At 37.7% G+C, this 23,469-nt stretch carries 38 protein-coding genes; 36 read left to right on the plus strand and 2 right to left on the minus strand.

From position 1 onward, the window contains the following. Positions 1 to 191 precede the first annotated feature (191 nt). The 36 genes from rpsJ (at position 192) to rpsI (ending at position 19,494) form a co-directional block, all read left to right on the plus strand. The gene (gene rpsJ, locus AC1RPR_RS03780; RefSeq protein ID WP_057974643.1) at positions 192 to 500 is read left to right on the plus strand and encodes a 30S ribosomal protein S10; all 309 of its coding nucleotides are present in this window, start codon (positions 192 to 194) and stop codon (positions 498 to 500) included. Between the two features lie 46 nt (positions 501 to 546). Continuing rightward, on the plus strand, positions 547 to 1,179 hold the full coding sequence (rplC, locus tag AC1RPR_RS03785) for a 50S ribosomal protein L3 (RefSeq protein ID WP_481761616.1): 633 nt from the start codon (positions 547 to 549) through the stop codon (positions 1,177 to 1,179). A gap of 20 nt (positions 1,180 to 1,199) precedes the next feature. Then, the gene (gene rplD, locus AC1RPR_RS03790; protein ID WP_409022019.1) at positions 1,200 to 1,823 is read left to right on the plus strand and encodes a 50S ribosomal protein L4; all 624 of its coding nucleotides are present in this window, start codon (positions 1,200 to 1,202) and stop codon (positions 1,821 to 1,823) included. Next, positions 1,823 to 2,107, plus strand: coding sequence for a 50S ribosomal protein L23 (rplW, locus tag AC1RPR_RS03795; protein WP_409022020.1), 285 nt, complete (start codon positions 1,823 to 1,825; stop codon positions 2,105 to 2,107). Before rplD ends, rplW begins: the two co-directional genes overlap by 1 nt. A gap of 32 nt (positions 2,108 to 2,139) precedes the next feature. Next, entirely contained in the window at positions 2,140 to 2,973 is an 834-nt protein-coding gene (gene rplB, locus AC1RPR_RS03800; protein ID WP_409022021.1) for a 50S ribosomal protein L2, read from the plus strand. A gap of 42 nt (positions 2,974 to 3,015) precedes the next feature. Continuing rightward, positions 3,016 to 3,297 (plus strand): 30S ribosomal protein S19, encoded by a 282-nt coding sequence (rpsS, locus tag AC1RPR_RS03805; protein WP_057974638.1) that lies wholly within the window; start codon positions 3,016 to 3,018, stop codon positions 3,295 to 3,297. 14 nt (positions 3,298 to 3,311) lie between these two features. Next, positions 3,312 to 3,665, plus strand: a complete 354-nt coding sequence (gene rplV, locus AC1RPR_RS03810; RefSeq protein ID WP_409022022.1) for a 50S ribosomal protein L22 — start codon at positions 3,312 to 3,314, stop codon at positions 3,663 to 3,665. A gap of 13 nt (positions 3,666 to 3,678) precedes the next feature. Beyond that, positions 3,679 to 4,335, plus strand: a complete 657-nt coding sequence (rpsC, locus tag AC1RPR_RS03815; protein WP_057974636.1) for a 30S ribosomal protein S3 — start codon at positions 3,679 to 3,681, stop codon at positions 4,333 to 4,335. A 3-nt stretch (positions 4,336 to 4,338) separates the two neighbouring features. After that, positions 4,339 to 4,773, plus strand: coding sequence for a 50S ribosomal protein L16 (gene rplP / locus AC1RPR_RS03820; protein ID WP_057974635.1), 435 nt, complete (start codon positions 4,339 to 4,341; stop codon positions 4,771 to 4,773). Beyond that, positions 4,763 to 4,957, plus strand: coding sequence for a 50S ribosomal protein L29 (rpmC, locus tag AC1RPR_RS03825; protein WP_057974634.1), 195 nt, complete (start codon positions 4,763 to 4,765; stop codon positions 4,955 to 4,957). The genes rplP and rpmC overlap by 11 nt, the downstream gene beginning before the upstream one ends. 25 nt (positions 4,958 to 4,982) lie before the next feature. Next, positions 4,983 to 5,249, plus strand: coding sequence for a 30S ribosomal protein S17 (gene rpsQ, locus AC1RPR_RS03830; protein ID WP_057974633.1), 267 nt, complete (start codon positions 4,983 to 4,985; stop codon positions 5,247 to 5,249). Between the two features lie 52 nt (positions 5,250 to 5,301). Next, a complete protein-coding gene (gene rplN / locus AC1RPR_RS03835) occupies positions 5,302 to 5,670 on the plus strand; it encodes a 50S ribosomal protein L14 (RefSeq protein ID WP_409022023.1) in 369 nt (122 codons plus the stop codon). 32 nt (positions 5,671 to 5,702) lie between these two features. Continuing rightward, positions 5,703 to 6,011 (plus strand): 50S ribosomal protein L24, encoded by a 309-nt coding sequence (gene rplX, locus AC1RPR_RS03840; protein WP_409022024.1) that lies wholly within the window; start codon positions 5,703 to 5,705, stop codon positions 6,009 to 6,011. 27 nt (positions 6,012 to 6,038) lie between these two features. Continuing rightward, positions 6,039 to 6,581, plus strand: coding sequence for a 50S ribosomal protein L5 (gene rplE, locus AC1RPR_RS03845; RefSeq protein ID WP_409022025.1), 543 nt, complete (start codon positions 6,039 to 6,041; stop codon positions 6,579 to 6,581). An 18-nt stretch (positions 6,582 to 6,599) separates the two neighbouring features. Further along, a complete protein-coding gene (locus AC1RPR_RS03850; RefSeq protein WP_057974629.1) occupies positions 6,600 to 6,785 on the plus strand; it encodes a type Z 30S ribosomal protein S14 in 186 nt (61 codons plus the stop codon). A gap of 33 nt (positions 6,786 to 6,818) precedes the next feature. Then, a complete protein-coding gene (gene rpsH, locus AC1RPR_RS03855; RefSeq protein ID WP_057974628.1) occupies positions 6,819 to 7,217 on the plus strand; it encodes a 30S ribosomal protein S8 in 399 nt (132 codons plus the stop codon). 30 nt (positions 7,218 to 7,247) lie between these two features. Continuing rightward, a complete protein-coding gene (rplF, locus tag AC1RPR_RS03860) occupies positions 7,248 to 7,784 on the plus strand; it encodes a 50S ribosomal protein L6 (RefSeq protein WP_481761615.1) in 537 nt (178 codons plus the stop codon). A 53-nt stretch (positions 7,785 to 7,837) separates the two neighbouring features. Beyond that, the gene (gene rplR, locus AC1RPR_RS03865) at positions 7,838 to 8,194 is read left to right on the plus strand and encodes a 50S ribosomal protein L18 (protein WP_462298812.1); all 357 of its coding nucleotides are present in this window, start codon (positions 7,838 to 7,840) and stop codon (positions 8,192 to 8,194) included. Positions 8,195 to 8,213: 19 nt separating this feature from the next. Next, a complete protein-coding gene (gene rpsE, locus AC1RPR_RS03870; RefSeq protein WP_409022028.1) occupies positions 8,214 to 8,714 on the plus strand; it encodes a 30S ribosomal protein S5 in 501 nt (166 codons plus the stop codon). Between the two features lie 12 nt (positions 8,715 to 8,726). After that, positions 8,727 to 8,909 (plus strand): 50S ribosomal protein L30, encoded by a 183-nt coding sequence (rpmD, locus tag AC1RPR_RS03875; RefSeq protein WP_057974624.1) that lies wholly within the window; start codon positions 8,727 to 8,729, stop codon positions 8,907 to 8,909. A 45-nt stretch (positions 8,910 to 8,954) separates the two neighbouring features. Beyond that, complete coding sequence (gene rplO / locus AC1RPR_RS03880; protein WP_409022029.1) at positions 8,955 to 9,389, plus strand: 50S ribosomal protein L15; 435 nt, start codon at positions 8,955 to 8,957, stop codon at positions 9,387 to 9,389. After that, a complete protein-coding gene (secY, locus tag AC1RPR_RS03885; RefSeq protein WP_409022030.1) occupies positions 9,389 to 10,684 on the plus strand; it encodes a preprotein translocase subunit SecY in 1,296 nt (431 codons plus the stop codon). Before rplO ends, secY begins: the two co-directional genes overlap by 1 nt. Positions 10,685 to 10,760: 76 nt before the next feature. Continuing rightward, positions 10,761 to 11,423, plus strand: coding sequence for an adenylate kinase (locus tag AC1RPR_RS03890; protein ID WP_481761614.1), 663 nt, complete (start codon positions 10,761 to 10,763; stop codon positions 11,421 to 11,423). A 196-nt stretch (positions 11,424 to 11,619) separates the two neighbouring features. Next, complete coding sequence (gene infA, locus AC1RPR_RS03895) at positions 11,620 to 11,838, plus strand: translation initiation factor IF-1 (protein ID WP_057974621.1); 219 nt, start codon at positions 11,620 to 11,622, stop codon at positions 11,836 to 11,838. Between the two features lie 35 nt (positions 11,839 to 11,873). Beyond that, a complete protein-coding gene (rpmJ, locus tag AC1RPR_RS03900; RefSeq protein WP_057756760.1) occupies positions 11,874 to 11,990 on the plus strand; it encodes a 50S ribosomal protein L36 in 117 nt (38 codons plus the stop codon). Positions 11,991 to 12,014: 24 nt separating this feature from the next. Beyond that, complete coding sequence (gene rpsM, locus AC1RPR_RS03905) at positions 12,015 to 12,380, plus strand: 30S ribosomal protein S13 (protein ID WP_057974620.1); 366 nt, start codon at positions 12,015 to 12,017, stop codon at positions 12,378 to 12,380. Positions 12,381 to 12,408: 28 nt separating this feature from the next. Continuing rightward, positions 12,409 to 12,798, plus strand: a complete 390-nt coding sequence (gene rpsK, locus AC1RPR_RS03910; protein WP_057974619.1) for a 30S ribosomal protein S11 — start codon at positions 12,409 to 12,411, stop codon at positions 12,796 to 12,798. Between the two features lie 85 nt (positions 12,799 to 12,883). Continuing rightward, the gene (locus AC1RPR_RS03915; protein ID WP_409022032.1) at positions 12,884 to 13,822 is read left to right on the plus strand and encodes a DNA-directed RNA polymerase subunit alpha; all 939 of its coding nucleotides are present in this window, start codon (positions 12,884 to 12,886) and stop codon (positions 13,820 to 13,822) included. Positions 13,823 to 13,849: 27 nt separating this feature from the next. Then, a complete protein-coding gene (rplQ, locus tag AC1RPR_RS03920) occupies positions 13,850 to 14,230 on the plus strand; it encodes a 50S ribosomal protein L17 (RefSeq protein WP_057974617.1) in 381 nt (126 codons plus the stop codon). A 254-nt stretch (positions 14,231 to 14,484) separates the two neighbouring features. Continuing rightward, positions 14,485 to 14,907: a GNAT family N-acetyltransferase gene (locus AC1RPR_RS03925; protein ID WP_481761613.1), complete on the plus strand. Its 423-nt coding sequence runs from the start codon at positions 14,485 to 14,487 to the stop codon at positions 14,905 to 14,907. A gap of 271 nt (positions 14,908 to 15,178) precedes the next feature. Then, positions 15,179 to 16,024 (plus strand): energy-coupling factor ABC transporter ATP-binding protein, encoded by an 846-nt coding sequence (locus AC1RPR_RS03930; RefSeq protein ID WP_481761612.1) that lies wholly within the window; start codon positions 15,179 to 15,181, stop codon positions 16,022 to 16,024. Continuing rightward, the gene (locus tag AC1RPR_RS03935) at positions 16,000 to 16,878 is read left to right on the plus strand and encodes an energy-coupling factor ABC transporter ATP-binding protein (RefSeq protein WP_481761611.1); all 879 of its coding nucleotides are present in this window, start codon (positions 16,000 to 16,002) and stop codon (positions 16,876 to 16,878) included. The genes AC1RPR_RS03930 and AC1RPR_RS03935 overlap by 25 nt, the downstream gene beginning before the upstream one ends. After that, on the plus strand, positions 16,862 to 17,665 hold the full coding sequence (locus AC1RPR_RS03940; RefSeq protein ID WP_481761610.1) for an energy-coupling factor transporter transmembrane component T family protein: 804 nt from the start codon (positions 16,862 to 16,864) through the stop codon (positions 17,663 to 17,665). The genes AC1RPR_RS03935 and AC1RPR_RS03940 overlap by 17 nt, the downstream gene beginning before the upstream one ends. A 12-nt stretch (positions 17,666 to 17,677) precedes the next feature. After that, a complete protein-coding gene (gene truA, locus AC1RPR_RS03945; RefSeq protein ID WP_409022037.1) occupies positions 17,678 to 18,442 on the plus strand; it encodes a tRNA pseudouridine(38-40) synthase TruA in 765 nt (254 codons plus the stop codon). 202 nt (positions 18,443 to 18,644) lie between these two features. Continuing rightward, positions 18,645 to 19,088, plus strand: coding sequence for a 50S ribosomal protein L13 (gene rplM, locus AC1RPR_RS03950; RefSeq protein WP_057974611.1), 444 nt, complete (start codon positions 18,645 to 18,647; stop codon positions 19,086 to 19,088). A gap of 13 nt (positions 19,089 to 19,101) precedes the next feature. Continuing rightward, complete coding sequence (gene rpsI / locus AC1RPR_RS03955) at positions 19,102 to 19,494, plus strand: 30S ribosomal protein S9 (RefSeq protein WP_409022038.1); 393 nt, start codon at positions 19,102 to 19,104, stop codon at positions 19,492 to 19,494. 561 nt (positions 19,495 to 20,055) lie between these two features. Here rpsI and AC1RPR_RS03960 read toward each other — a convergent pair. Then, positions 20,056 to 20,748 carry a DUF6287 domain-containing protein gene (locus AC1RPR_RS03960; RefSeq protein ID WP_481761609.1) on the minus strand — a complete coding sequence of 231 codons (693 nt, stop codon included), beginning with the start codon at positions 20,746 to 20,748 and terminating at the stop codon, positions 20,056 to 20,058. A 25-nt stretch (positions 20,749 to 20,773) separates the two neighbouring features. Continuing rightward, entirely contained in the window at positions 20,774 to 23,455 is a 2,682-nt protein-coding gene (locus AC1RPR_RS03965; RefSeq protein WP_481761608.1) for an SEC10/PgrA surface exclusion domain-containing protein, read from the minus strand. Positions 23,456 to 23,469 lie beyond the last annotated feature (14 nt).

Raw genomic sequence — 23,469 nt, forward strand, 5'->3', positions numbered from 1 at the left:
TAAGGCTTTATCTCTAGTAGTATAGATAAGTACCCAAAAACAGATGGCGTATTACGCCCTGCGATAGGGTTTCATAGAATGAGCTAAGATGTGAAAGATTGCGACACGCCCGGCAGCTTTGCCACGCAAGGTGTGTCGGTCACTTACACGGAGCTAGTCTTATTTTTAAAATAGACGAAGGAGGGAACAAAATGGCAAAACAAAAAATTCGTATTCGCTTAAAAGCTTACGAACACCGTATTTTAGACCAATCTGCTGACAAGATTGTTGAAACTGCAAAAAGAACAGGGGCAACAATTTCTGGACCAATTCCATTGCCAACAGAACGTACATTATACACAGTTTTACGTTCACCACATAAGCATAAAGATTCACGTGAACAATTCGAAATGCTTACACATAAACGTTTGATTGATATCGTTAACCCAACACCTAAGACAGTTGATTCATTGATGAAACTTGACTTACCTAGTGGCGTTGATATTGAAATCAAATTATAAAACAGAGTTACAAAAATAAAAATACAAACATATTGGAGGTGTACTCATGACTACAAAAGGAATCTTAGGAAAAAAAGTAGGTATGACACAAGTTTTTACTGAAAATGGTGAATTGGTACCAGTTACAGTGATTGAATCTACGCCAAACGTTGTTTTACAATTGAAAACAATTGAAAACGATGGTTACGAAGCAATTCAATTAGGTTACCAAGACATGCGCGAAGTATTAACAAACAAACCTGCTAAAGGTCATGCAGCAAAAGCAAATACTACTCCTAAGCGCTTCGTTCGTGAAATTAACGATGTTGAGCTTGGAGAATATAACGTAGGTGACGAAATTAAAGTTGATACATTCTCAGCTGGCGATATCGTTAACGTTACGGGTACGTCTAAGGGACATGGTTTCCAAGGAAATATCAAACGTTGGGGACAATCACGAGGTCCTATGACTCATGGTTCTCGTTATCATCGTCGTCCTGGTTCAATGGGTGCCGTTATTAACCGTGTATTCAAAGGTAAGAGATTACCAGGTCGCATGGGTGGCAAACGCGTAACTGTCCAAAACTTGGAAATTATTCGTGTTGACGTTGATAGTAATGTTATCTTGATTAAAGGTAACGTACCAGGCGCAAACAAAACATTAGTTACAATTAAAAACGTCACAAAAGACGCTAAATAACAGGAAGGAGGAATTTCAAAATGCCAACAGTCGCATTATTAAAACAAGATGGTACTAAAAATGGTGAAGTTGAATTAAACGACGCTATTTTTGGAATCGAACCTAACGACAATGTCATTTTTGACGCCGTAATCATGCAACGTGCATCATTACGTCAAGGAACTCATTCAGTTAAAAACAAAAGTGCAGTTTCAGGTGGTGGTAGAAAACCATGGCGCCAAAAAGGTACAGGTCGTGCTCGTCAAGGATCTATCCGTAGCCCACAATGGCGTGGTGGTGGTGTCGTATTTGGCCCTACTCCTCGTTCATACAGTTACAAATTACCTAAAAAAGTTCGCCGTTTAGCTCTTAAATCAGTACTTTCACAAAAAGTATTGGATAACAGCGTGGTTATGGTCGATGCACTTAGCTTCGAACAACCAAAGACAAAAACTTTCAAAGAAGTTTTAAGTAACTTAGATATCAACAAAAAAGTATTAATAGTTCTTGAACCTGGCAATGATTTCGTTGCTTTAGCAGCTCGTAACTTACAAAATGTTACAGTAGTAGAAGCTAAAGGTGTTAACGTTCTTGACGTTATCAACAATGATAAATTAGTCATGACTCAAGCAGCTCTTTCTCAAGTAGAGGAGGCTCTTTCATAATGGAATCAAGAGATATTATCTTACGCCCAGTCATCACCGAAGCAGCAATGGATAGAATGGCTAACAAAGTTTACACATTCGACGTTGATACTCGTGCAACTAAAATTGAAGTCAAAAAAGCTATTGAAGATATTTTTGGCGTTAAAGTTGTAAAAGTAAATATCATGAATGTTAAAGGTAAGTTAAAACGTCAAGGTCGCTATGCTGGTTATACTAAAAAACGCCGTAAAGCAATTGTTACTTTAACTGCCGACTCAAAAGAAATCCAATTATTCGAAGAATAATCTAAAATTTTGTAAACTAGGAGGAAAACAACGTGGGAATTAAAAAATTCAAACCAACCACTAACGGTCGTCGTAATATGACTGGTTCTGATTTCTCAGAAATTACTAAATCAACTCCTGAAAAATCATTACTAGAATCAAAAAGCAGAACTGCCGGCCGTAATAACTATGGTCGCATTACTGTTCGTCACCGTGGTGGTGGTCATAAACGTCAATACCGTTTGATCGATTTCAAGCGTGTTAAAGACAATGTAACAGCAACTGTTAAAGCAATTGAATATGATCCAAACCGTTCAGCTAATATTGCATTATTACAATATACTGATGGTATCAAATCATACATCATTGCTCCTAAAGGATTAGAAGTTGGCATGATGGTTCAATCTGGTAAAGAAGCAGATATCAAGGTTGGTAACGCATTAGCTCTTCAAGATATCCCAGTTGGTACAATTATTCATAATGTCGAATTAAAACCAGGTAAGGGTGGACAACTTGCTCGTTCAGCCGGTGCTTCTGCACAATTACTTGGTAAAGAAGGTAAATACGTCCTTGTTCGTTTGACATCAGGCGAAGTTCGCATGATCTTATCAACATGTCGCGCATCTATCGGTGCTGTTGGTAACGAACAACATGAATTAATCAAAATTGGTAAAGCTGGTCGTGCTCGTTGGGCTGGTAAACGTCCTACAGTTCGTGGATCAGTTATGAATCCTAACGATCATCCTCATGGTGGTGGTGAAGGTAAAGCTCCAATTGGTCGTCCATCACCTATGTCTCCTTGGGGTCAAAAGACGATGGGTTACAAAACACGTTCAAAGAAAAACCAATCAGACAAATTTATCGTACGTGGACGCAACAAGAAATAATTTACTTGTTGCTTAAGCTATATTCCGGAAGGAGGATTCACATTGAGTCGTAGTCTAAAAAAAGGACCATTCGTCGATGAACATTTGATGAAAAAGGTCGAAGCACAAACTGATCAAGAAAAGAAAACAGTTATCAAAACATGGTCACGTCGTTCAACAATCTTCCCTAACTTCATTGGTCTAACTATCGCTGTATATGATGGACGTAAACACGTTCCAGTTTTTATGCAAGAAGATATGGTTGGTCATAAGTTGGGTGAATTTGTTCCAACACGTACTTTCCGTGGTCACGGATCTGACGATAAGAAAACTACAGTTAAATAAAGGAGGTTATACACATGGCTGAACAAGTAACATCAGCAAAAGCAACCGCCAAAACTGTTCGTATTCCAGCGCGTAAAGCTCGCTTGGTAATCGATCTTATCAGAGGTAAAAGTGTTGCTGAAGCTATCGGTATTTTGAGATTTACTCCCAGAGCCGGAAGCCCAATCATTGAAAAAGTTTTACTTTCTGCTGTAGCTAATGCAGAAAATAATTTTGATTTAGATGGTGAAAACTTAGTTATTACTGATATTTTTGCTAACGAAGGACCAACTTTAAAACGTTTCCGTCCTCGTGCTAAAGGATCAGCTTCACCAATTAACAAACGTACGAGTCACATTACAGTAGTTGTATCTGAAACTACAAAATAAGGAGGGATAACGCGTGGGTCAAAAAATAAATCCAACGGGATTACGTGTAGGTATCATTCGTGATTGGGATTCAAAATGGTATGCAGAAAAAGATTTTGCAAACTACCTTCATGAAGATTTACACATCCGTAAATACATTCAAGAAAAATTAACCGACGCTTCTGTCTCTATCGTTGAAATCGAACGCGCTGCAAAACGTGTTAACGTTTCAATCCATACTGCTAAACCTGGTATGGTTATCGGTAAAGGTGGAGCTGAAGTTGAAAAACTTCGTAAAGAATTAAATGATTTAACAGGTAAACGTGTGCATATCAACATTGTTGAAATCAAACGTCCTGATTTAGATGCTCAATTAGTCGGCGAAAACGTTGCGGAACAATTAGAAAACCGTGTCGCATTCCGTCGTGCTGTTAAACAAGCTATGCAACGTACAATGCGCTCTGGTGCTAAAGGTATCAAAGTTCAAGTTGCTGGCCGTCTTAACGGAGCTGATATGTCTCGTGTTGAAAGCTACTCAGATGGTACAGTTCCATTACATACCTTAAGAGCAGATATTGACTACGCTTGGGTTGAAGCAATGACTACTTACGGTAAATTAGGCGTTAAAGTCTGGATCTACCGTGGTGAAATCTTACCAGCTAAGAAAAACGCTGTGAAAGGAGGGAAATAACCTATGTTAGTACCTAAACGTACAAAATTCCGTCGTGAATTCCGTGGTAAAATGCGTGGGGAAGCTAAAGGTGGCAAAGAAGTCGCTTTTGGAGAATTCGGTTTACAGGCTCTTGAATCATCATGGATCACTAACCGTCAAATCGAAGCTTCTCGTGTCGCTATTAACCGTCATATGAAACGTGGTGGGAAAGTATGGATTAAAATTTTCCCTCATAAATCATATACTGCAAAAGCAATTGGTGTTCGAATGGGTTCTGGTAAAGGTGCTCCTGAAGGATGGGTAGCTCCAGTTAAACGTGGAAAGATCATGTTTGAAGTTGCCGGTGTTCCCGAAGAAGTTGCTCGCGAAGCTTTACGCTTAGCATCAAACAAACTTCCAGTGAGAACTAAAATTGTAAAACGTGAGGAAGTAGGTGGCGAATCACATGAAGGCTAAGGAAATTAATGAATTAACCACTGCTGAAATGATTACCAAAGAACAAGAATTTAAAGATGAATTGTTTAACTTACGCTTCCAATTAGCTACCGGTCAATTAGAAAATACCGCACGCTTAAGTGAAGTACGTAAAACAATTGCTCGTATTAAAACGGCATTACGCCAACAAGAATTAAACAAGTAGATTACGAAAGGGAGGCCATTTACGCATGAGTGAAACTCGTAACCAACGTAAAGTCTATCAAGGACGCGTTGTATCCGACAAAATGGATAAAACGATTAGTGTTCTTATCGAAACATACAAGACACACAAAACCTACGGTAAACGTGTGACTTATTCTAAAAAATTCTATGCACATGATGAAAATAACGAAGCAAAAATCGGCGATATCGTTCAAATTATGGAAACTCGTCCGTTGTCAGCAACTAAGAGATTCCGTTTATTAGATATCGTTGAAAAAGCAGTTATTGCTTAAGCATAATTGCCATTCGTATTTCTAATTTGCTATCGAAAGGAGGACACTTACTGTGATACAAACAGAAAGTCGTTTAAAAATTGCCGACAATTCAGGCGCAAAAGAAATCTTAACTATTAAAGTTTTAGGTGGATCAAAGCGTAAAACTGCTAATATCGGTGACGTTATTGTTGCTACTGTTAAACATGCAACACCAGGTGGTGTTGTCAAAAAAGGTGAAGTTGTTAAAGCTGTAATCGTACGTACAAAATCAGGTGCTCATCGCGCTGACGGTTCATACATCAAATTTGATGAAAATGCTGCCGTTATCATCCAAGATGATAAAAGCCCTAAAGGTACACGTATCTTTGGACCTGTTGCACGTGAATTACGTGATAACAATTTCATGAAGATTGTTTCTTTAGCACCCGAAGTATTATAAGAAATCCATCGGAAAACAAGGAGGTGCGCTAAATGTTCGTCAAAACTGGTGATAAAGTTCAATTAATTGCAGGTAAAGATAAAGGTAAACAAGGTACTGTTACTAAAGTTTTCCTTAAAGATGACCGTGTGATTGTTGAAGGCATGAATATTGCAAAAAAACATCAAAAACCTAGTAACTCGAATCCACAAGGTGGCATCGTGGATATAGAAGCACCAATTCACGTTTCAAACGTGATGCTTATCGACCCATCTACAAACGAACCAACTCGTGTTGGCTTCAAAGTTGTAGACGGCAAGAAAGTTAGAGTTTCTAAAAAATCAGGTGAAACTGTTAAATAGACCTACTGAAAGGAGGACACTTTCTTCATGACTAACCGTTTAAAAGAAAAGTTCACTAATGAAATTACACCATCTATGATGGAAAAATTTAACTACACATCAATTATGCAAACACCTCAAGTTGATAAAATTGTTATCAACATGGGTGTTGGTGATGCTGTTACTAATGCTAAAAATTTAGATAAAGCTGTTGAAGAATTAGCTTTAATCGCTGGTCAAAAACCTTTGGTTACAAAAGCTAAAAAATCAATTGCTGGCTTCCGTTTACGTGAAGGTATGCCAATCGGTGCTAAAGTTACTTTACGTGGCGAACGCATGTACGATTTCTTAGATAAATTAGTTTCAGTTTCATTACCTCGTGTGCGTGATTTCCGTGGCGTTAGCAAAAAAGCCTTTGATGGCCGTGGTAACTATACTTTAGGTGTTCGCGAACAATTAATTTTCCCAGAAATCGATTTTGATGATGTGGATAAAGTTCGTGGAATGGATATCGTTATTGTTACAACTGCTAATACTGATGAGGAATCAAAAGAATTACTCACACAATTAGGTATGCCGTTTTCTAAATAATAAGGAGGTTACAAAGCTTTGGCTAAAAAATCATTAATTGCAAAGAACAAACGTCCAGCAAAATTCTCTACACAAGCTTATACACGTTGCGAACGTTGTGGTCGCCCACATTCTGTTTATCGTAAATTTAAATTATGCCGTATTTGTCTTCGTGACCTTGCTCACAAAGGCCAAATTCCTGGTATGAAAAAAGCTAGCTGGTAAATCTAAAAGACAAGTTAAAGGAGGGTAAACTCAATGGTCATGACTGATCCGATCGCAGACTTTTTAACTCGTATCCGTAATGCAAACATGGTACGGCATGAGTCTTTAGAAGTGCCTGCTTCAAAAATCAAACGTGATATCGCTGAAATCCTTAAAAATGAAGGTTTCGTACGTGATATCGAATACATCGATGATGACAAACAAGGTATTATCCGTGTATTTTTAAAATTTGGAAAAGACAACGAACGTGTAATCTCTGGTATTAAACGTATCTCAAAACCAGGATTACGTACGTACGTTCAAGCTGATGCAGTTCCTAAAGTATTAAATGGTTTAGGAATCGCAGTTATCTCAACATCAGAAGGTGTGATGACAGATAAAGATGCACGCGCCAAACAAATTGGTGGCGAAGTCTTAGCATACATCTGGTAATCAATTAATTCGTAAGGAGGTGTCACTCGCGTGAGTCGTATAGGTTATAAAGAAATCGTTCTTCCTGCTGGTGTAGAAGTTACACAAGAAGGTCAAATGGTTACAGTAAAAGGCCCCAAAGGTGAATTAACTCGTAAGTTCTCTAGTGCTATTACAATGCATGTTGAAGGTCTTTCAGTTAAATTTACTCGTGAAAGTGACGATAAAAGCACTCGTGCCTTACATGGTACAATGCGTGCCAACGTAAACAACATGGTTCTTGGTGTTACAGAAGGTTTCAAAAAAGAACTTGAGTTGATTGGTGTTGGTTATCGTGCACAATTACAAGGGAAAAAATTAGTATTAAATGTTGGTTATTCACATCCAGTGGATTTTGAAGAACGCGAAAACTTAACTGTTGAAGTTCCTGCAAATACAAGTATTATTATTTCAGGTATCAGTAAACAAGAAGTTGGCGATCTTGCCGCAGAAATTCGTGCCGTTCGTCCTCCAGAACCTTATAAAGGTAAAGGAATTCGTTACGTTGGCGAATATGTTCGTCGTAAAGAAGGTAAAACAGGTAAATAATGCTGCTTAGCATTGCTTACTTTGTTTTTGAATAAAATCAAGAGGTGAAAATTGTGATTACAAAACCAGATAGAAATAAAACACGTTCAAAACGTCATTTACGTGTTCGTGGCAAGATTTCTGGAACTGCAGAGTGCCCACGCTTAAACGTATTCCGTTCTAATAACCACATCTACGCTCAAGTAATTGATGACGTAGCGGGTGTAACGCTAGCAAGTGCCTCAACAATTGATAGTGAAGTAACTGGCGACAGTAAAGTAGCAAAAGCTACTGCTGTTGGCGCATTAGTTGCTAAACGTGCTAATGACAAAGGTATCAAAGCTGTTGTTTTTGATCGTGGCGGATACTTATACCATGGACGCGTTGCTGCTTTAGCTGAAGCAGCTCGTGAAAATGGATTAGAATTCTAAGAAAGGGAGGAAATAGTTTATGACTTTCATTGATCCAACTCATTTAGATTTAGAAGATCGTGTTGTTGCGATTAACCGTGTTACTAAAGTTGTAAAAGGTGGACGTCGTCTACGTTTTGCTGCATTAGTTATTGTCGGTGATCACAATGGTCATGTAGGCTTCGGTACAGGTAAAGCTCAAGAAGTTCCTGAAGCAATCCGTAAAGCAGTTGAAGATGCTAAAAAGAACTTGATTGAAGTACCTATGGTCGGTACGACACTTCCTCACGAAGTTCTCGGTCAATACAGTGGTGGACGCATTATGCTTAAACCAGCTGTTGAAGGTTCTGGAGTTGCCGCTGGTGGTTCAGTTCGTGCCGTTATGGAACTTGCTGGAGTAGCAGATGTAACAAGTAAATCATTAGGCTCAAATACACCAATCAACGTTGTTCGCGCAACAATGGATGGTTTAAAGAAAATGAAGAGTGCTGAAGAAGTTGCTGCATTACGTGGCGTTTCTATTCAACACTTAGCTGACTAGGAGGACTAAAACATGACAGATTTAAAAATTACATTAAAACGCAGTGTCATCGGACGTCCTCAAAATCAACGCGAAATCGTTAAAGCTTTCGGTTTACACCGTATTAGCAGCTCTGTTATTCGTCCTAATGACGCAGTAACACGAGGCGTTATCGCCAAGATTTCTCATTTAGTGGACGTTGAAGAAGTTAAATAACATCAACATCTTGTTTGCAGTTTAAAATAAGGAGGTGCCAACCCTATGAAATTACATGAATTAAAACCAAGTGAAGGTTCTCGCTCAGTACGTAACCGTGTCGGACGTGGAACATCTTCAGGTAATGGTAAAACTTCTGGACGTGGTCAAAAAGGCCAAAAAGCCCGTAGTAAAGTACGTTTAGGTTTTGAAGGTGGACAAATGCCTTTATTCCGTCGTATGCCAAAACGTGGATTTAATAACTTCAACCGTAAAGAATATGCAGTTGTCAATTTAGATAGCTTAAACAAATTCGAAAACGGTGCTGAAGTAACACCAGCATTACTTGTTGAATCAGGTATTGTTAAGAACGAAAAATCAGGAATTAAAATTTTAGCTTCCGGCGAACTTAACAAGAAATTATCTGTTAAAGCAGGTAAATTCTCAGCTGCTGCTAAAGAAGCTATTGAAGCTGCCGGTGGTCAAACAGAGGTGATCTAATGCTTAAAGTGATGAAAAATGCATTAGCTGTGAAAGAAATCCGTCAAAAGATTTTTTTCACTTTATGCGTTTTAATTGTCTTTCGCTTAGGTACTTTTATAACAGTTCCTGGAATTAACCATGCTGCAATTGCTAGTGCAACAAGTAGTAACTTAGTTAGTCTTCTTAACACTTTTAGTGGTGGTGGATTAACTAATTACTCAATTTTCGCAATGGGGGTTTCACCCTACATTACAGCTCAAATTGTTATTCAATTACTACAAATGGACATTGTTCCTCGTTTTGTAGAATGGAGTAAGCAAGGTGAAGTTGGTCGTCGTAAATTGAATCAAGCTACACGTTACCTAACAATTGTCTTAGCATTTGTTCAATCTGTAGGTATCACCGCAGGGTTAGACTCATTAAGTAGTTTAGGTTTGGTTAACAATCCAAGTACGCAAACATATGTTGTTTTGGGCGTTATTTTAACAGCCGGAACAATGTTTACGACTTGGTTAGGTGATATGATTACTGAACGTGGTATTGGGAATGGTGTTTCCATGTTAATCATGGCAGGTATCGTTTCTCGTATTCCAGGTGGTATTAAACAGATTTTCAATGAACAAATTTTCCAAGCTGATAAAGGTGATCTTTGGGGGGGCATCTTGTTCATAGTTATCTTGCTCGTTATTATTTTTGCAATCGTAACTTTTGTAACATATGTTCAACAAGCTAACTATAAGATTCCAATTCAATACACAAGACGTGTTGCTGGTGCGACAGATAGTTCATATCTGCCACTTAAGGTAAACGTTGCGGGTGTTATCCCCGTTATTTTTGCGAGTTCGTTCATTGCAACACCCCAAACTGTGCTTTTGGCATTCCAAAGCTCACAAGGGGACACGACTTGGTATAAAGTATTAAGTCAAGTTTTCAACATGCAAACAACATACGGAGCCATCCTATATACCGTATTGATTGTCTTGTTCACATTCTTCTACGCTTTCGTACAGGTAAATCCTGAGAAACTCTCAGAGAATTTACAAAAACAAGGAAGTTATATTCCAAGTGTTTGGCCTGGTAAAGCAACAGAAAAATATGTTTCAAAATTATTAATGCGTTTAAGTACTGTTGGTTCATTATTCTTAGGATTTGTTGCTTTAATTCCATTATTAGCATCAAGTTTGTTCGGATTAGATGAATCAGTTGGTTTGGGTGGTACTAGTCTGTTGATTGTCGTTGGGGTTGCTCTTGAAACTATTCGTCAATTAGAGGGTATGATGATGAAACGTAAGTACGTCGGATTCATTAGATAATCGATAAAAAACAAATTTTAAACTGAGAATTAGGTTAGGCTGATGCCTAACCATTTCTCATATTAGGAGGATATTCATGACTAAAATGAACCTGATGTTAATGGGTTTACCTGGTGCAGGTAAGGGAACACAAGCTGAAAAGATTGTCGACGCTTTCCACATCGCTCATATCTCTACGGGAGACATCTTCCGTGCAGCAATGAAAAATGAAACACCAATGGGACTTGAAGCTAAAAAGTATATCGATCGTGGTGACCTTGTTCCTGATGAAGTCACAAATGGCATTGTCAAAGAACGATTAGCTGAAGATGATATTCAAGATGGCTACATGCTTGATGGGTTTCCAAGAAATATGGCACAAGCTGTTGCCTTGGACGAAATCGGTAAGGACCTTGGAAAACCTCTTAACGCAGTCATTGACATTCATGTTGATCCTGAATCTCTAATCGAACGTTTAACTGGTCGTTACATTTGTCGTAATTGTGGAGCTACATATCACAAAATCTTCAACCCCACAAAGGTTGAAGGAACATGTGATCGCTGTGGGCAACATGAATTTTATCAACGTGAAGATGACAAACTTGAAACGGTTAAAAATCGTTTAGAAGTTAACATCAAAATGAATACACCGTTATTAGATTTTTACGAACAACGTCATCTATTGTATACAGTAGATGGTAACCGCGATATTGAAGATGTATTTGCAGATATTGAAACGATTTTAAACAATCTCAAGTAATCTGAGTATTCCGCTGCAAAGTAATTGTGCCGGAGTGGCTAACTTGCATCTGAGATAGCGGTATGATAGAATAATTCCGGTTTATCTTTTCAGGAGGATATTTGTAATAATATCCTGATAAGAACGGGTGAGAGTGTCTAATTCTCGCCATTTTTACATGTAAAGTTAAAACACGATTTTAAGGAGGTACATTTACGTGGCGAAAGAAGAAGTAATTGAGATTGAGGGTACGGTCCGTGAAACGTTACCCAATGCGACTTTTCGAGTTGTACTTGAAAATGATCATGAAATTTTAGCTCATGTCTCTGGTAAAATTCGTAAGAATTATATTCGTATTTTACCTGGTGATAAAGTGACGGTTGAAATGTCTCCTTACGATTTAAGTAAGGGTCGTATTACTTATCGCTTTAAATAGATTGTACTTCAAAAACTTTTAGGAGGTATAATTCAATGAAAGTAAGACCATCAGTAAAACCAATGTGTGAACATTGTAAAGTTATCAAGCGCAAAGGTCGAGTTATGATCATTTGTAGCGCAAATCCAAAACATAAACAACGTCAAGGATAATAAAAATTAGGAGGTGTAATTGTTATGGCTCGTATTGCAGGTATTGATATTCCACGTGATAAAAGAATCGTGGTAGCATTAACTTACATTTATGGAATCGGTAATACAACTGCTGCTAAGATCTTGGTAGAAGCAGAAGTATCAGAAGATATTAGAACTCGTGATTTAACAACTGACCAAGAGGATGCAATCCGTAAAGTTGTTGATCAATTTAAAATTGAAGGTGACTTACGTCGCGAAATCAGTTTAAACATTAAACGTCTCCAAGAAATTGGAACGTACCGAGGCATGCGTCATCGTCGTGGTTTACCAGTTCGTGGACAAAACACGAAAAACAACGCTCGTACACGTAAAGGCCCAGCTACATCAATTGCAGGCCGCAAGAAATAATTACTAGATTAAGGAGGTAATACTATTTATGGCAACTAAGAAAGTTTCTCGCAAACGCCGTGTTAAAAAACATATTGAAGCCGGTGTTGCACATATTCATTCTACTTTTAACAATACACTTGTTATGATTACTGATGTTAACGGTAACGCTGTTGCATGGTCATCAGCTGGTGCATTAGGTTTTAGAGGTAGTCGTAAATCTACACCATTCGCAGCACAAATGGCAGCAGAAGCTGCAGCTAAAGGCTCAATGGAAAATGGTATGAAGACTGTTGAAGTAGCAGTTAAAGGACCTGGTTCTGGCCGTGAAGCCGCAATCCGTGCTTTACAAACTACTGGTCTTGAAGTAACAGCAATTCGCGATGTTACTCCAGTGCCTCATAATGGATGTCGTCCTCCAAAACGCCGTCGTGTTTAACGTGGATTAATATTCATTACGGAGTTGAACTTCATAATGTTTTCACTAGATTACACGTTACGTTTTGAAAGGGGTAAAGATAAGAATGATTGAATTTGAAAAACCAAATATTCATAAGATAGATGAAAGTCCTAACTATGGTAAATTTGTTGTAGAACCACTTGAACGCGGTTATGGTACGACATTAGGTAATTCACTTCGTCGGATTCTATTATCTTCCTTACCAGGCGCATCTATTACTAATATTCAAATTGATGGTGTTTTACATGAGTTTTCAACTATTGAAGGCGTATTGGAAGATGTTACTCAAATTATCTTGAATATTAAGAAAGTTGCTTTGAAGTTAGCTGCTGATGAAGACCAATCCATCGAAATTGATGTGAAAGGTCCCGCAGAGGTTACTGCCGGTGACATCATTGTAAACAGTGATGTTGAAGTATTAAATCCCGACTTGTACATTTGTACAGTCGCAGAAGGTGCATCTTTTCATGTTCGCATGAACGCTAGCAATGGTCGTGGATACGTATCTGCTGATCAAAACAAAGCGGAAGATATGCCAATTGGCGTATTACCAATTGACTCCATTTATACCCCAATCGAACGTGTGAACTACCAAGTAGAAAAAACACGTGTTGGTCAAAAAGATGATTATGACAAATTGACACTTGATGTTTGGACTAATGGTTCAATTACACCAAGCGAAGCCATTAGTTTGTCGGCTAAAATTTTAACTGAGCATTTGACTTTATTTGTTGATTTAACCGATGAAGCTAAAAATGCTGAAATTATGGTTGAAAAAGAAGAAACACATAAAGAAAAAATGCTCGAAATGACGATTGAAGAACTTGATTTATCAGTTCGTTCATACAATTGTTTGAAACGTGCTGGAATCAACACGGTTCAAGAATTAACGAATAAATCCGAAGCTGACATGATGAAAGTCCGTAACTTGGGCCGTAAATCATTGGAAGAAGTTAAAGCTAAATTAGCTGCGCTTGATTTATCATTACGTCATGATGACTAATATTATATAGAGGGAGGGAAACTATTCATGAGTTACCGCAAATTAGGACGTACAAGTTCTCAACGTAAAGCAATGTTACGTGATTTAACAACAAGTCTTATTATCAACGAACGAATTGTGACTACTGAAGCTCGCGCTAAAGAAGTACGCAAATCTGCCGATAAAATGATTTCTTTAGGTAAACGTGGTGATTTAGCTTCACGTCGTCGTGCTGCTGCTTTCGTAAGAAACACAGTTGCTGACGTGAAAGAAGATGGTGACGATGTCACTGTTCAATCAGCATTACAAAAATTATTTTCTGATGTAGCTCCTCGTTACGCTGAACGTAATGGTGGATACACTAGAACTATGAAAACAATGCCTCGTCGTGGCGATGCCGCACAAATGGTTATTATTGAATTAGTATAATTCGTTAACAGATAATTTTTCACTTTGATTGATGATTAAAAACAAACGTTATGATGATGGAGTAATCTTAGTCTAGTTTGAAGGTTCTTCACATTTGTGATTTGCCGGTCATCCTTCATAGTGATTTTTTATTGTCTAATGAGGTCTGAAAAAAGGGTTCTGAACACATTTTAATAATGTGTTCAGAACCCTTTTTTTATGTGCTAAAACCTAGTATGATAATAGTATTCTTAATCTGTTTAGGGGGTAATGTGATGGCACAAAGTTCAATACAACTTTACCGTTATGATAGTAAATATTTATCGGAAATAACGACATTATTCAACCAAACAATTCAAGAGATTAACCGACAAGATTATTCACAACTAGAAATTAATGAGTGGGTGCAGAATAATCCAGATCTGAGTGCATGGCATAAACGATTAAGTGAATCATTTACGCTACTTGCCATCAAAGATTTAAAGGTCATAGGATTTGGTAACCTTGAAGTAACAGGACATATTGATATGCTGTACGTAGAGAGTTCTATGATTCGACAGCATATCGGAGCGCTTATTTTAACAGAATTAACAAATTACCAAAGGAATGAATTACAAATAAATGTACAAACGGTAGAGGCTTCAATAACTGCTGTCTCTTTTTTTGAACATTATGGGTTTAAAATTATAAAAAGATAAGATAATTATCGACATCAACAAAATCTAGTTAATTATCAAATGGTGAGAGAAATTTAGCTTAAAATGCAGTTCTTAGCGCAATATAAAAAGGTGTGACTAAATGGCTGTTTATTGTTAATTAAGAGCTTAAAAGTACAAAAAATGCATTTTAGATGTATGTTGTATAGATAGGACAACTATAAAGAGTAAAAGTATAAATACACTGAGTTCATTTTGGCCTGTGATATAATGCAAAACGTAAGTTATCTTGTGAATTGTGAGGACAGTAACAATGACTGAATTAATTAAAGTTGATCATTTAAATTATCAATATGAAGCACAAAAAGAAATGAGTGAAATGGCACTTAAAGATGTGTCCTTTACGATTGAAAAAGGTGACTGGGTTGCAATTATTGGTCATAACGGTAGTGGGAAAAGTACATTATCTAAAAATATTAATGGCTTGCTAGCACCTCAATCAGGTGAAATCACAGTAGATGGCCTTATTTTATCACCAGAAACGGTCTGGGATATTCGTCGTAAGATTGGCATCGTTTTTCAAAACCCAGATAACCAGTTTGTGGGAGCAACTGTTGAAGATGACGTTGCATTTGGACTTGAAAACAATGGAATAGAACGTAAAGAAATGCAAGAACGAGTCAGAGACGCGCTTGAACGTGTAGATATGTGGGAGTTTGCGGCCAAGGAACCTGCTAGACTATCTGGGGGACAGAAACAACGTGTCGCAATCGCTGGAATTGTCGCTCTAAGGCCAGAAGTTATCATCTTGGATGAATCAACTAGCATGTTGGATCCAGAAGGTCGTGACGAAGTTTTGAGCCTAATACATCAACTCAAAGAAGAACGTGGGCTAACAATTATTTCAATCACGCATGATATTAATGAAGCGGCAAGTGCTGACAAAATTATGGTTATGGACAAAGGCGAGCTGGTAAAAGAAGGCACACCTGCTGAAATTTTTGCACTTGGTGAACAATTAGTAGATATGGGATTAGATATTCCATATCCAGAACGCTTAAAAGTCGCGCTTAAAAAACGTCATTTTGACATTCCGGACGACTATATGACAGAGGAAGGTATGGTAGATTGGTTATGGCAATTAAATTCAACGAAGTAGCCTTTACCTACCAAAAAGGGACACCTTTTGAAAGTCGGGCGCTACATAATATCAATCTTGAAATTGAGGACGGCTCATTTACAGCAATTGTTGGACATACAGGTTCTGGTAAATCGACCCTATTGCAACATTTAAATGGCCTATTAAAACCAACTGAAGGTAAAATTACAATTGGGAATCAAATCATTACACCAGAAACGGCCAATAAAACGTTAAACGATTTACGAAAACAAGTTGGCATCGTTTTTCAATTTCCAGAAGCACAATTGTTTGAAGAAACGGTTATTAAAGATGTGGCATTTGCGCCAAAAAACTTTGGTAAAACAGATGAAGAAGCTGAGAAAATAGCGACAAAAATGTTGAAGTTAGTTGGATTACCAGAGAATATCTATCAGCAATCACCATTTGACCTCTCTGGTGGTCAAATGCGTCGCGTAGCAATCGCTGGAATTCTGGCTATGGAACCTAAAATCTTGGTTTTAGACGAACCCACAGCAGGATTAGATCCTAAAGGTCGCGTTGATATGATGGCAATGTTCGAAGAACTTCATCGTGAACAAAATTTGACGATTATTCTCGTAACGCATCAGATGGATGATGTGGCAAATTATGCGAATCACGCTATTATCATGTCAAAAGGAACGATTATTAAATCGGGCACACCAAGAGAAGTTTTTGCTGATCCAGAGTTCTTATTAAGTAACCATTTGAACGTGCCAACAACAACGTTATTTTCAAAAAAATTAATTGAAAAAGGCTTTGAATTCAAGGAGATGCCTTTAACAGAGAATGAATTAGCCGACGACCTCGTCACGCTGCTAAGCCAAAATGGAGGTCATGACGCTAATGAATAAGTTGATTTTTGGACGTTACATAGCGGGTGATTCACTCGTTCACCGCATGGATCCGCGTGCTAAATTAGTTTTGAGTTTTTATTTTGTTGGAATAATCTTTATGGCAAATAATTGGCAAAGTTTTTCTATGCTTTTAGTTTTTACGTTAGGATGTATTTTAGCGTCAAAAATTAATATGAGTTTCTTTTTAAAAGGTGTCCGGCCATTAATTTGGCTGATTATCTTTACGGTTGCTTTGCAAATGCTATTTTCAAGTGGTGGCCAAATGTACTGGCATTGGGGGATTTTTAAAATTTCTCAATTTGGTGTGACAAATGGATTATATATTTTTTGCCGATTTATTTTAATTATTTTTATGTCAACATTATTGACGTTGTCAACGGCACCACTCCAACTAGCAGATGCGATTGAATCTTTATTAAAACCACTTAAAGCAATCAAATTTCCAGTTTATGAAATTGCGTTAATGTTATCAATCGCGTTACGTTTTGTCCCTACATTAATGGATGAGACAGAAAAAATTATGAACGCTCAACGAGCTCGAGGTGTGAACTTTGGTCAAGGGTCGCTAATTAAACAAATGCAATCAATTATCCCGTTGTTAATTCCGCTATTTGTAAGTTCGTTCAATCGTGCCGAAGATTTAGCGATTGCCATGGAATCTCGTGGTTACCAGGGTGGAGAAGGTCGAACAAAGTATCGTATTTTAAAATGGCGGACGGCTGATACGTTAGCTTTTGTTTTATTCGCTATCGTTACCGTTGCATTAGTCTACCTCAAAAATTAAGGATGAATAAATATGTCAGTACGTTTTAAAATTACCGTTGCTTATGATGGCGCAGCTTTTGCAGGGTTTCAGAGGCAGCCAAACCAACGGACGGTTGAATCTGTCTTAGAAAAAGCAGTAACAATTATGAGTAAATCAGAAGTACCAGTTAGAATTTATGGTTCAGGCCGAACAGATGCTGGCGTTCATGCCTTAGGACAGGTTTTTCATTTTGACTTCATGCATGAAATTCCGGAAACTAGCATGATGAGAGCATTGAACAGTTTATTGCCACTGGATGTTCAAGTTAAAAAAGCCGAACTTGTCAGTGATGATTTTCATTCACGCTATAGTACGCATGGTAAACGATATATGTATCGTGTTTCTCAAGGTGAATTTACCGACCCATTTAAACGCTTCTACACGGGTCATTATAAATACAAGATAGATATCGCCAAAATTGAAGAAGCATTACCTGATTTAGTTGGCGAACATGATTTTTCTAGTTTCGTGGCGGCAGGTAGCCAGGTTACAGATCACGTTCGGACGATTTATGAGGCAACCGTGAGAGAAGATAAAGAAAACCATGAAATTATTTTTGAATTTTATGGAAATGGCTTTCTGTACAATATGGTCCGAATTTTAGTCGCTACACTCCTAGAAATAGGGAACGGCCGGCGTCCGGTTCATGATATTTTACGGTTATATGAAGTAAAGGATCGACAACAAGCTCGAGAAACAGCTCCGGCGAGTGGATTATATTTAAAAAAGGTTTATTATCCGGACGAATTAGGGTAATATAGAAGTTATTGACAATATGAATACTAAGGCAATTTTAAATCTGAAAAGGTGTTATTTATTTGTGGGATGCCCATAAATTAGATTGACAAATTGACTTTTAATAGTTAATATTATAAATGGTATTGTTTGCCCCACTGATAGGCCCCGGAAACTTATTTGAGTGTCAAACAAACAACATGAAAAAACGGAGGAAACAATCGTGCGTACAACTTATTTAGCAAAAAAAGGCGAAATAGAACGTAAATGGTATGTTATTGATGCAACTGATATTTCTTTAGGTCGCTTATCAACTGTCGTTGCTTCTATCTTACGCGGTAAAAACAAACCAACATTCACACCTAATGTGGATACTGGTGATAACGTTATTGTTATCAATGCAGAAAAGGTTGGTTTAACTGGTCACAAAGCTGACAGAAAATTATACCAACATCATACAGATCATCCAGGTGGTTTAAAAACTCGTACTGCTGGTGATTTCCGTGCCAACGATCCTGAAAAATTGATTGCTTTCTCTGTTAAAGGTATGCTTCCAAAAGGTACTCTTGGTAAAGAACAAGCATTGAAATTACACGTATATCGTGGTGCAGAACATGATCAACAAGCACAACAACCAGAAACTTTAGATATTACAAACTTAATTTAAGGAGGCAATTGAAATGGCTCAAGTCGTATATTCAGGAACAGGTCGTCGTAAAAACTCAGTAGCTCGCGTACGTTTAGTACCAGGTACTGGTAAAATTACTATCAACAACAAAGCAATTGAAGATTACATTCCATTTGCTAACTTACGTGAAGTAGTCTTACAACCATTTAACGCTACAGAAACATTAGGTAGTTATGATGTTTTAGTTAACGCTAATGGTGGTGGCTTCTCAGGTCAAGCTGGCGCAGTTCGCCATGGTATTGCTCGCGCATTACTTACAGTAGATCCAGATTTCCGTGCAGCTCTTAAATCTGCAGGATTACTTACTCGTGATCCTCGTATGAAAGAACGTAAGAAACCAGGTCTTAAGAAAGCTCGTAAAGCAAGCCAATTCTCAAAACGTTAATATATATTTATATCGATATTTTGAAGCACTTCACAAAGCAATTTGTGAGGTGTTTTTTTTGGTATATTGCAGTTGTCACTGGTGAATATTTTTGGTTCTATTGCAACTATTGTTGGTGAATATATTATGGAGGGTGTTGTCACTTTGTGACAACGCCTTTTTTATGTACATAATCCTCATTACAAAGAAAATGTGTTTCCTAAAATTACTGAAATCGTAGGCATTACGTTTAATATGTTTCAATTCATTGTTAGTTTCTTAAAGTTGGCCACTAGAATAACGTAGTAGCCTAATAGAGATGCCCGCCATCCGTAGCTAACAATTTGATTATGTTGAGAACTCTGCAGGGGTGTCAGGCATTTTTGAAGGTAATCTAAAGTACCATAAACTCCGATGACTGCTGGATTAAGGAGTGCTTTCAGCAAATTTCATATTTAGTAAAACCTTAGTATTATTTGTCATAGGAGACTCTTTTTAGTGTCATACAAAAAAATCTGTTGCCAGTGATAGATTTTTCTATCACTGGCAACAGATATTGTAGACCTTCTATTTATATATATATTAACTTTGGCTGTAAACCGCGGTCACTGAGTTACTACTTGACCAAACAACAATCAGATTCTGCTTGTTCGTTTCTTCACCAGTATTAACACCATATTCGTGACTAGTCCCTTTGGGATAGAACATGACGGACCAATTAATAGAAACATCACTTGCATTACTTAAGCTGGCGGTTAAGATATTATTAGCAACTTCAAATTTCGTCGCATGCAGCCCATTCTGATCTTTTAAGCCAGCTTTATTTAATGTAAACGAAGATGATGACACTAGACTATCTTTAGTAATATTTAACGGCTGAACATCATCAAGTGGTAAGTCGCGTCCCCGTGCTTCTAACTTCACAATTTGCCACTGACCGACGATACTGCTGTAATCACTGACTTGAATTTGATCTAAATTCATCTGTTTTGGTTGATTTACTTCTTTGGCAGGCGTCTTTTTAATCGTATTTACTTTTTTTGACGACTGCGCTTTTTTCTTATCTGACACGGATTCTTTTTTTGGTTGATTTACTTCTTTAGTATGCGTCTTTTTAGTTGTATCTGCTTTTTTTGACGACTGCGCCTTTTTCTTATCTGACACGGATACTTGTTTTGGCTGACTTGTTTGCTCAGACTGTGACTTTTGTTGCCCACACGCTGTTAATAAAGCAACCATTACGATACTAGTCATTACAAGTAAAGGCTTCTTCATCTCAATTCCTCCTTACAATAACGAATTAGTGTTTACGACGGCGCGTTCCTGCAAGTCCAAAGAGACTAACGGCACCAACAAGAGCTGCACCAATCACTGAAACGACTGACGAATTAGTTTCGTCAGTTTGTGGTAATACCGAAGCACCTAATATTTTAGCGTTATTGATTTCTGAATGATCAGCAGCTTTAAGACGTGATGTTGATGTATTATTGCTTGGTGCAACAATACCATTGTTGTCAGTCGTGTCTTTAGCTGTTTCACTACCTTTAGCAACAACAGAACCAGTTACGTTACCTTTATCTGAACCATTGTCTGAACCTGTTACATGACCAGTATGTGAACCAGAATCGTTATCAGTACCAGTTGATGGTTTGTCAACATTGTTCAAAGCATCTTCGATGTCTTTTTCATGTTGTAATTTAGCTAATGCAGCTTGTGCATCGTCTAAAGCTTTCTTAGATGCATCAGCGATTGCTTGTAACTTCGCATATTGTGCATCGTCAGCAACGGAAGCAGCTTGTGCATCTTCGGCAGCTTTAACAGCCTCGTCGTATGCTTTTTTAGCAGCTTCAACAGCTTTTGTTGCGTCAACTAAGTTAGCTTCAGCATTCTTTAAGTCATCTAAATGATTTGTTTTTTCGCCAAGTGCGTCTTGACCAGCTTTTAAAGCTGCTTGAGCGGCACTTAATTTAGCAGTTGCATCTTTTAATGCAGTTTTAGCAGTAACTAATTTAGCATTAGCTGCGTCTAAAGTCATGTGTTTTTGAGCTTGTGTTGTTTTAGTTGTAGCTAAGGCAGCTTGTGCATCTTTTAAAGCTTGTTGTTTTTGAGGCATTGATGCATTTAAATCATCAACAACTGTTTGTGCATTTTTAACAGCTACAGTAGCAGTTTTAACATCGTTTTGTGCTTTAGTTAAGGCTGTGTGTGCTGTTGCTTGTTTTGTTTTAGCAGTTGCTAAAGCAGTTTTAGCTGTAGCTAAGGCTTGGTTAGCTTTAACTGTTTGTGATTTAGCTGCTGCAAGAGCTGCATCAGCAGTTTTTGAAGTTGCTGTTTTAGCAGTAACGTCGCTTGCTAATTTATCAATTTGAGCTTGACTGACAGTTCCAGATTCAACAGGTGTAGTGCTAAATTTAGAAGCGTCGTTAACATCATAGTCATCAACAAAGTTAAAGAAACTTGTTAAGAAGATATTACCGTTAGATTGTTTAAATTGACCGAAGCCAAGACCGAACCATGTGTTATTGGCAGGTGTATATGTTGCCATAATGCCAGCAACACTTACGGCATGGCCCCATTCACCCCCATTGAATAAGAAGGCATTCATTGAATCATAGATAGATTTCTTGAAAGCATCAAGACTAAGATTCCAACCATTTTCAGATGATTTATCGAAGATAGTATTCATATCTTGTTGTGTTAAGTATGTTAATCCCATACCGTTAGCAATGCTGTTGTTTAATGCATTGTCATGACCATCATCAGGATCGTTATTCTTAGATGTATAAGCATCGCCGATTGATTGACCTAATTTTTTAGAACCTTCTGAGACTTCAACTTGTGTGCTACCAAAACGGTCACGCACTTCATTTAATAATTGTTTAGCATATTCATTTAAGTCATCAAGATATTTGTTTAAATCTGATTGGTTGTTAATATGAACAGTTTTATCTTGGTCATTTGAAATGTAGCCGCCATTTAATGCCCATTCTTTTTCAGTTGCAGCTGTTAAACTGTCAATGACATCTTGATAATTAGCGTCAGCTGATGAAGCATCTGAATAAGCCTTTAAGGCATTAATGTAGTCTTGGCTTAAGTTGATGTGATTTTGGTTAGCTTGATGATTACCTTGTTGTTTCTTAGCATCATCTAATGCTTTTTGAGCAGTATCTTTAGCTTTTTGAGCAGCGTCAGCTTTAGCTTTAGCATCATTTTGTTGTTTGTTAGCATCAGTTACGCCAGTTTGAGCGTTATTAACATTGTTTTGTGCGTCAGCAATATTCTTGTCAGCTTGGTCAGCACCTTTTTGAGCATTGTCTTCAGTTGTTTGAGCTTGATCCAAGTTATCTTTGGCATTGCTTAAATTCTTGTCGGCTTCGGCTGAACCTTTGCCATCAAGGTTATTTTGAGCATTATCAACGTTTTCTTGAGCTTTATCAGCATCTTTATCAGATTGGTCAGCACCTTTTTGGGCTTCATCAACGCCAGTTTGAGCATTATCGACATCTGTTTTACCTTTATCAACATCTGTTTTAGCGTTATCAACGTCTTGACCTAATTGGTTATTTGTTTTGTCTTGTTCGTCAACTGCATCTTGAGCGTTATTGATAGATTCATCAGTTGCGTTATCAGCAGTATTTTGCGCATTTTGTTGATTATCAACAGCACTGTTTAAATCTTCTTGTGATTGATTAGCATTTTCTTCAGTTTGACCAGCATTGTCTTTAGAAGCATCGGCTGTGTCTTTAGAAGTATCAGCAGCACTTTGATCTTTGTCAGCTGTATCTTTGGCATTATCAACGTCAGTTTGAGCGTCTTTAATATCGTCATCTAATTTTTGACTGTTAGATTGAACTGTTTGAGTATGAGTTGTTTCAGTTGAGTCGGGTGTAGTTGTTGCAGCGTTTGCCGTTGTTGTAGCACCAACGACAGTAACTCCAGCGATTAATGCACTTGATAATAAAGTAATGTTTGATTTTTTCATAATATAAAATATCC

The sequence above is a fragment of the Dellaglioa sp. CoH-57-MRSF-22 genome, from assembly GCF_056781895.1.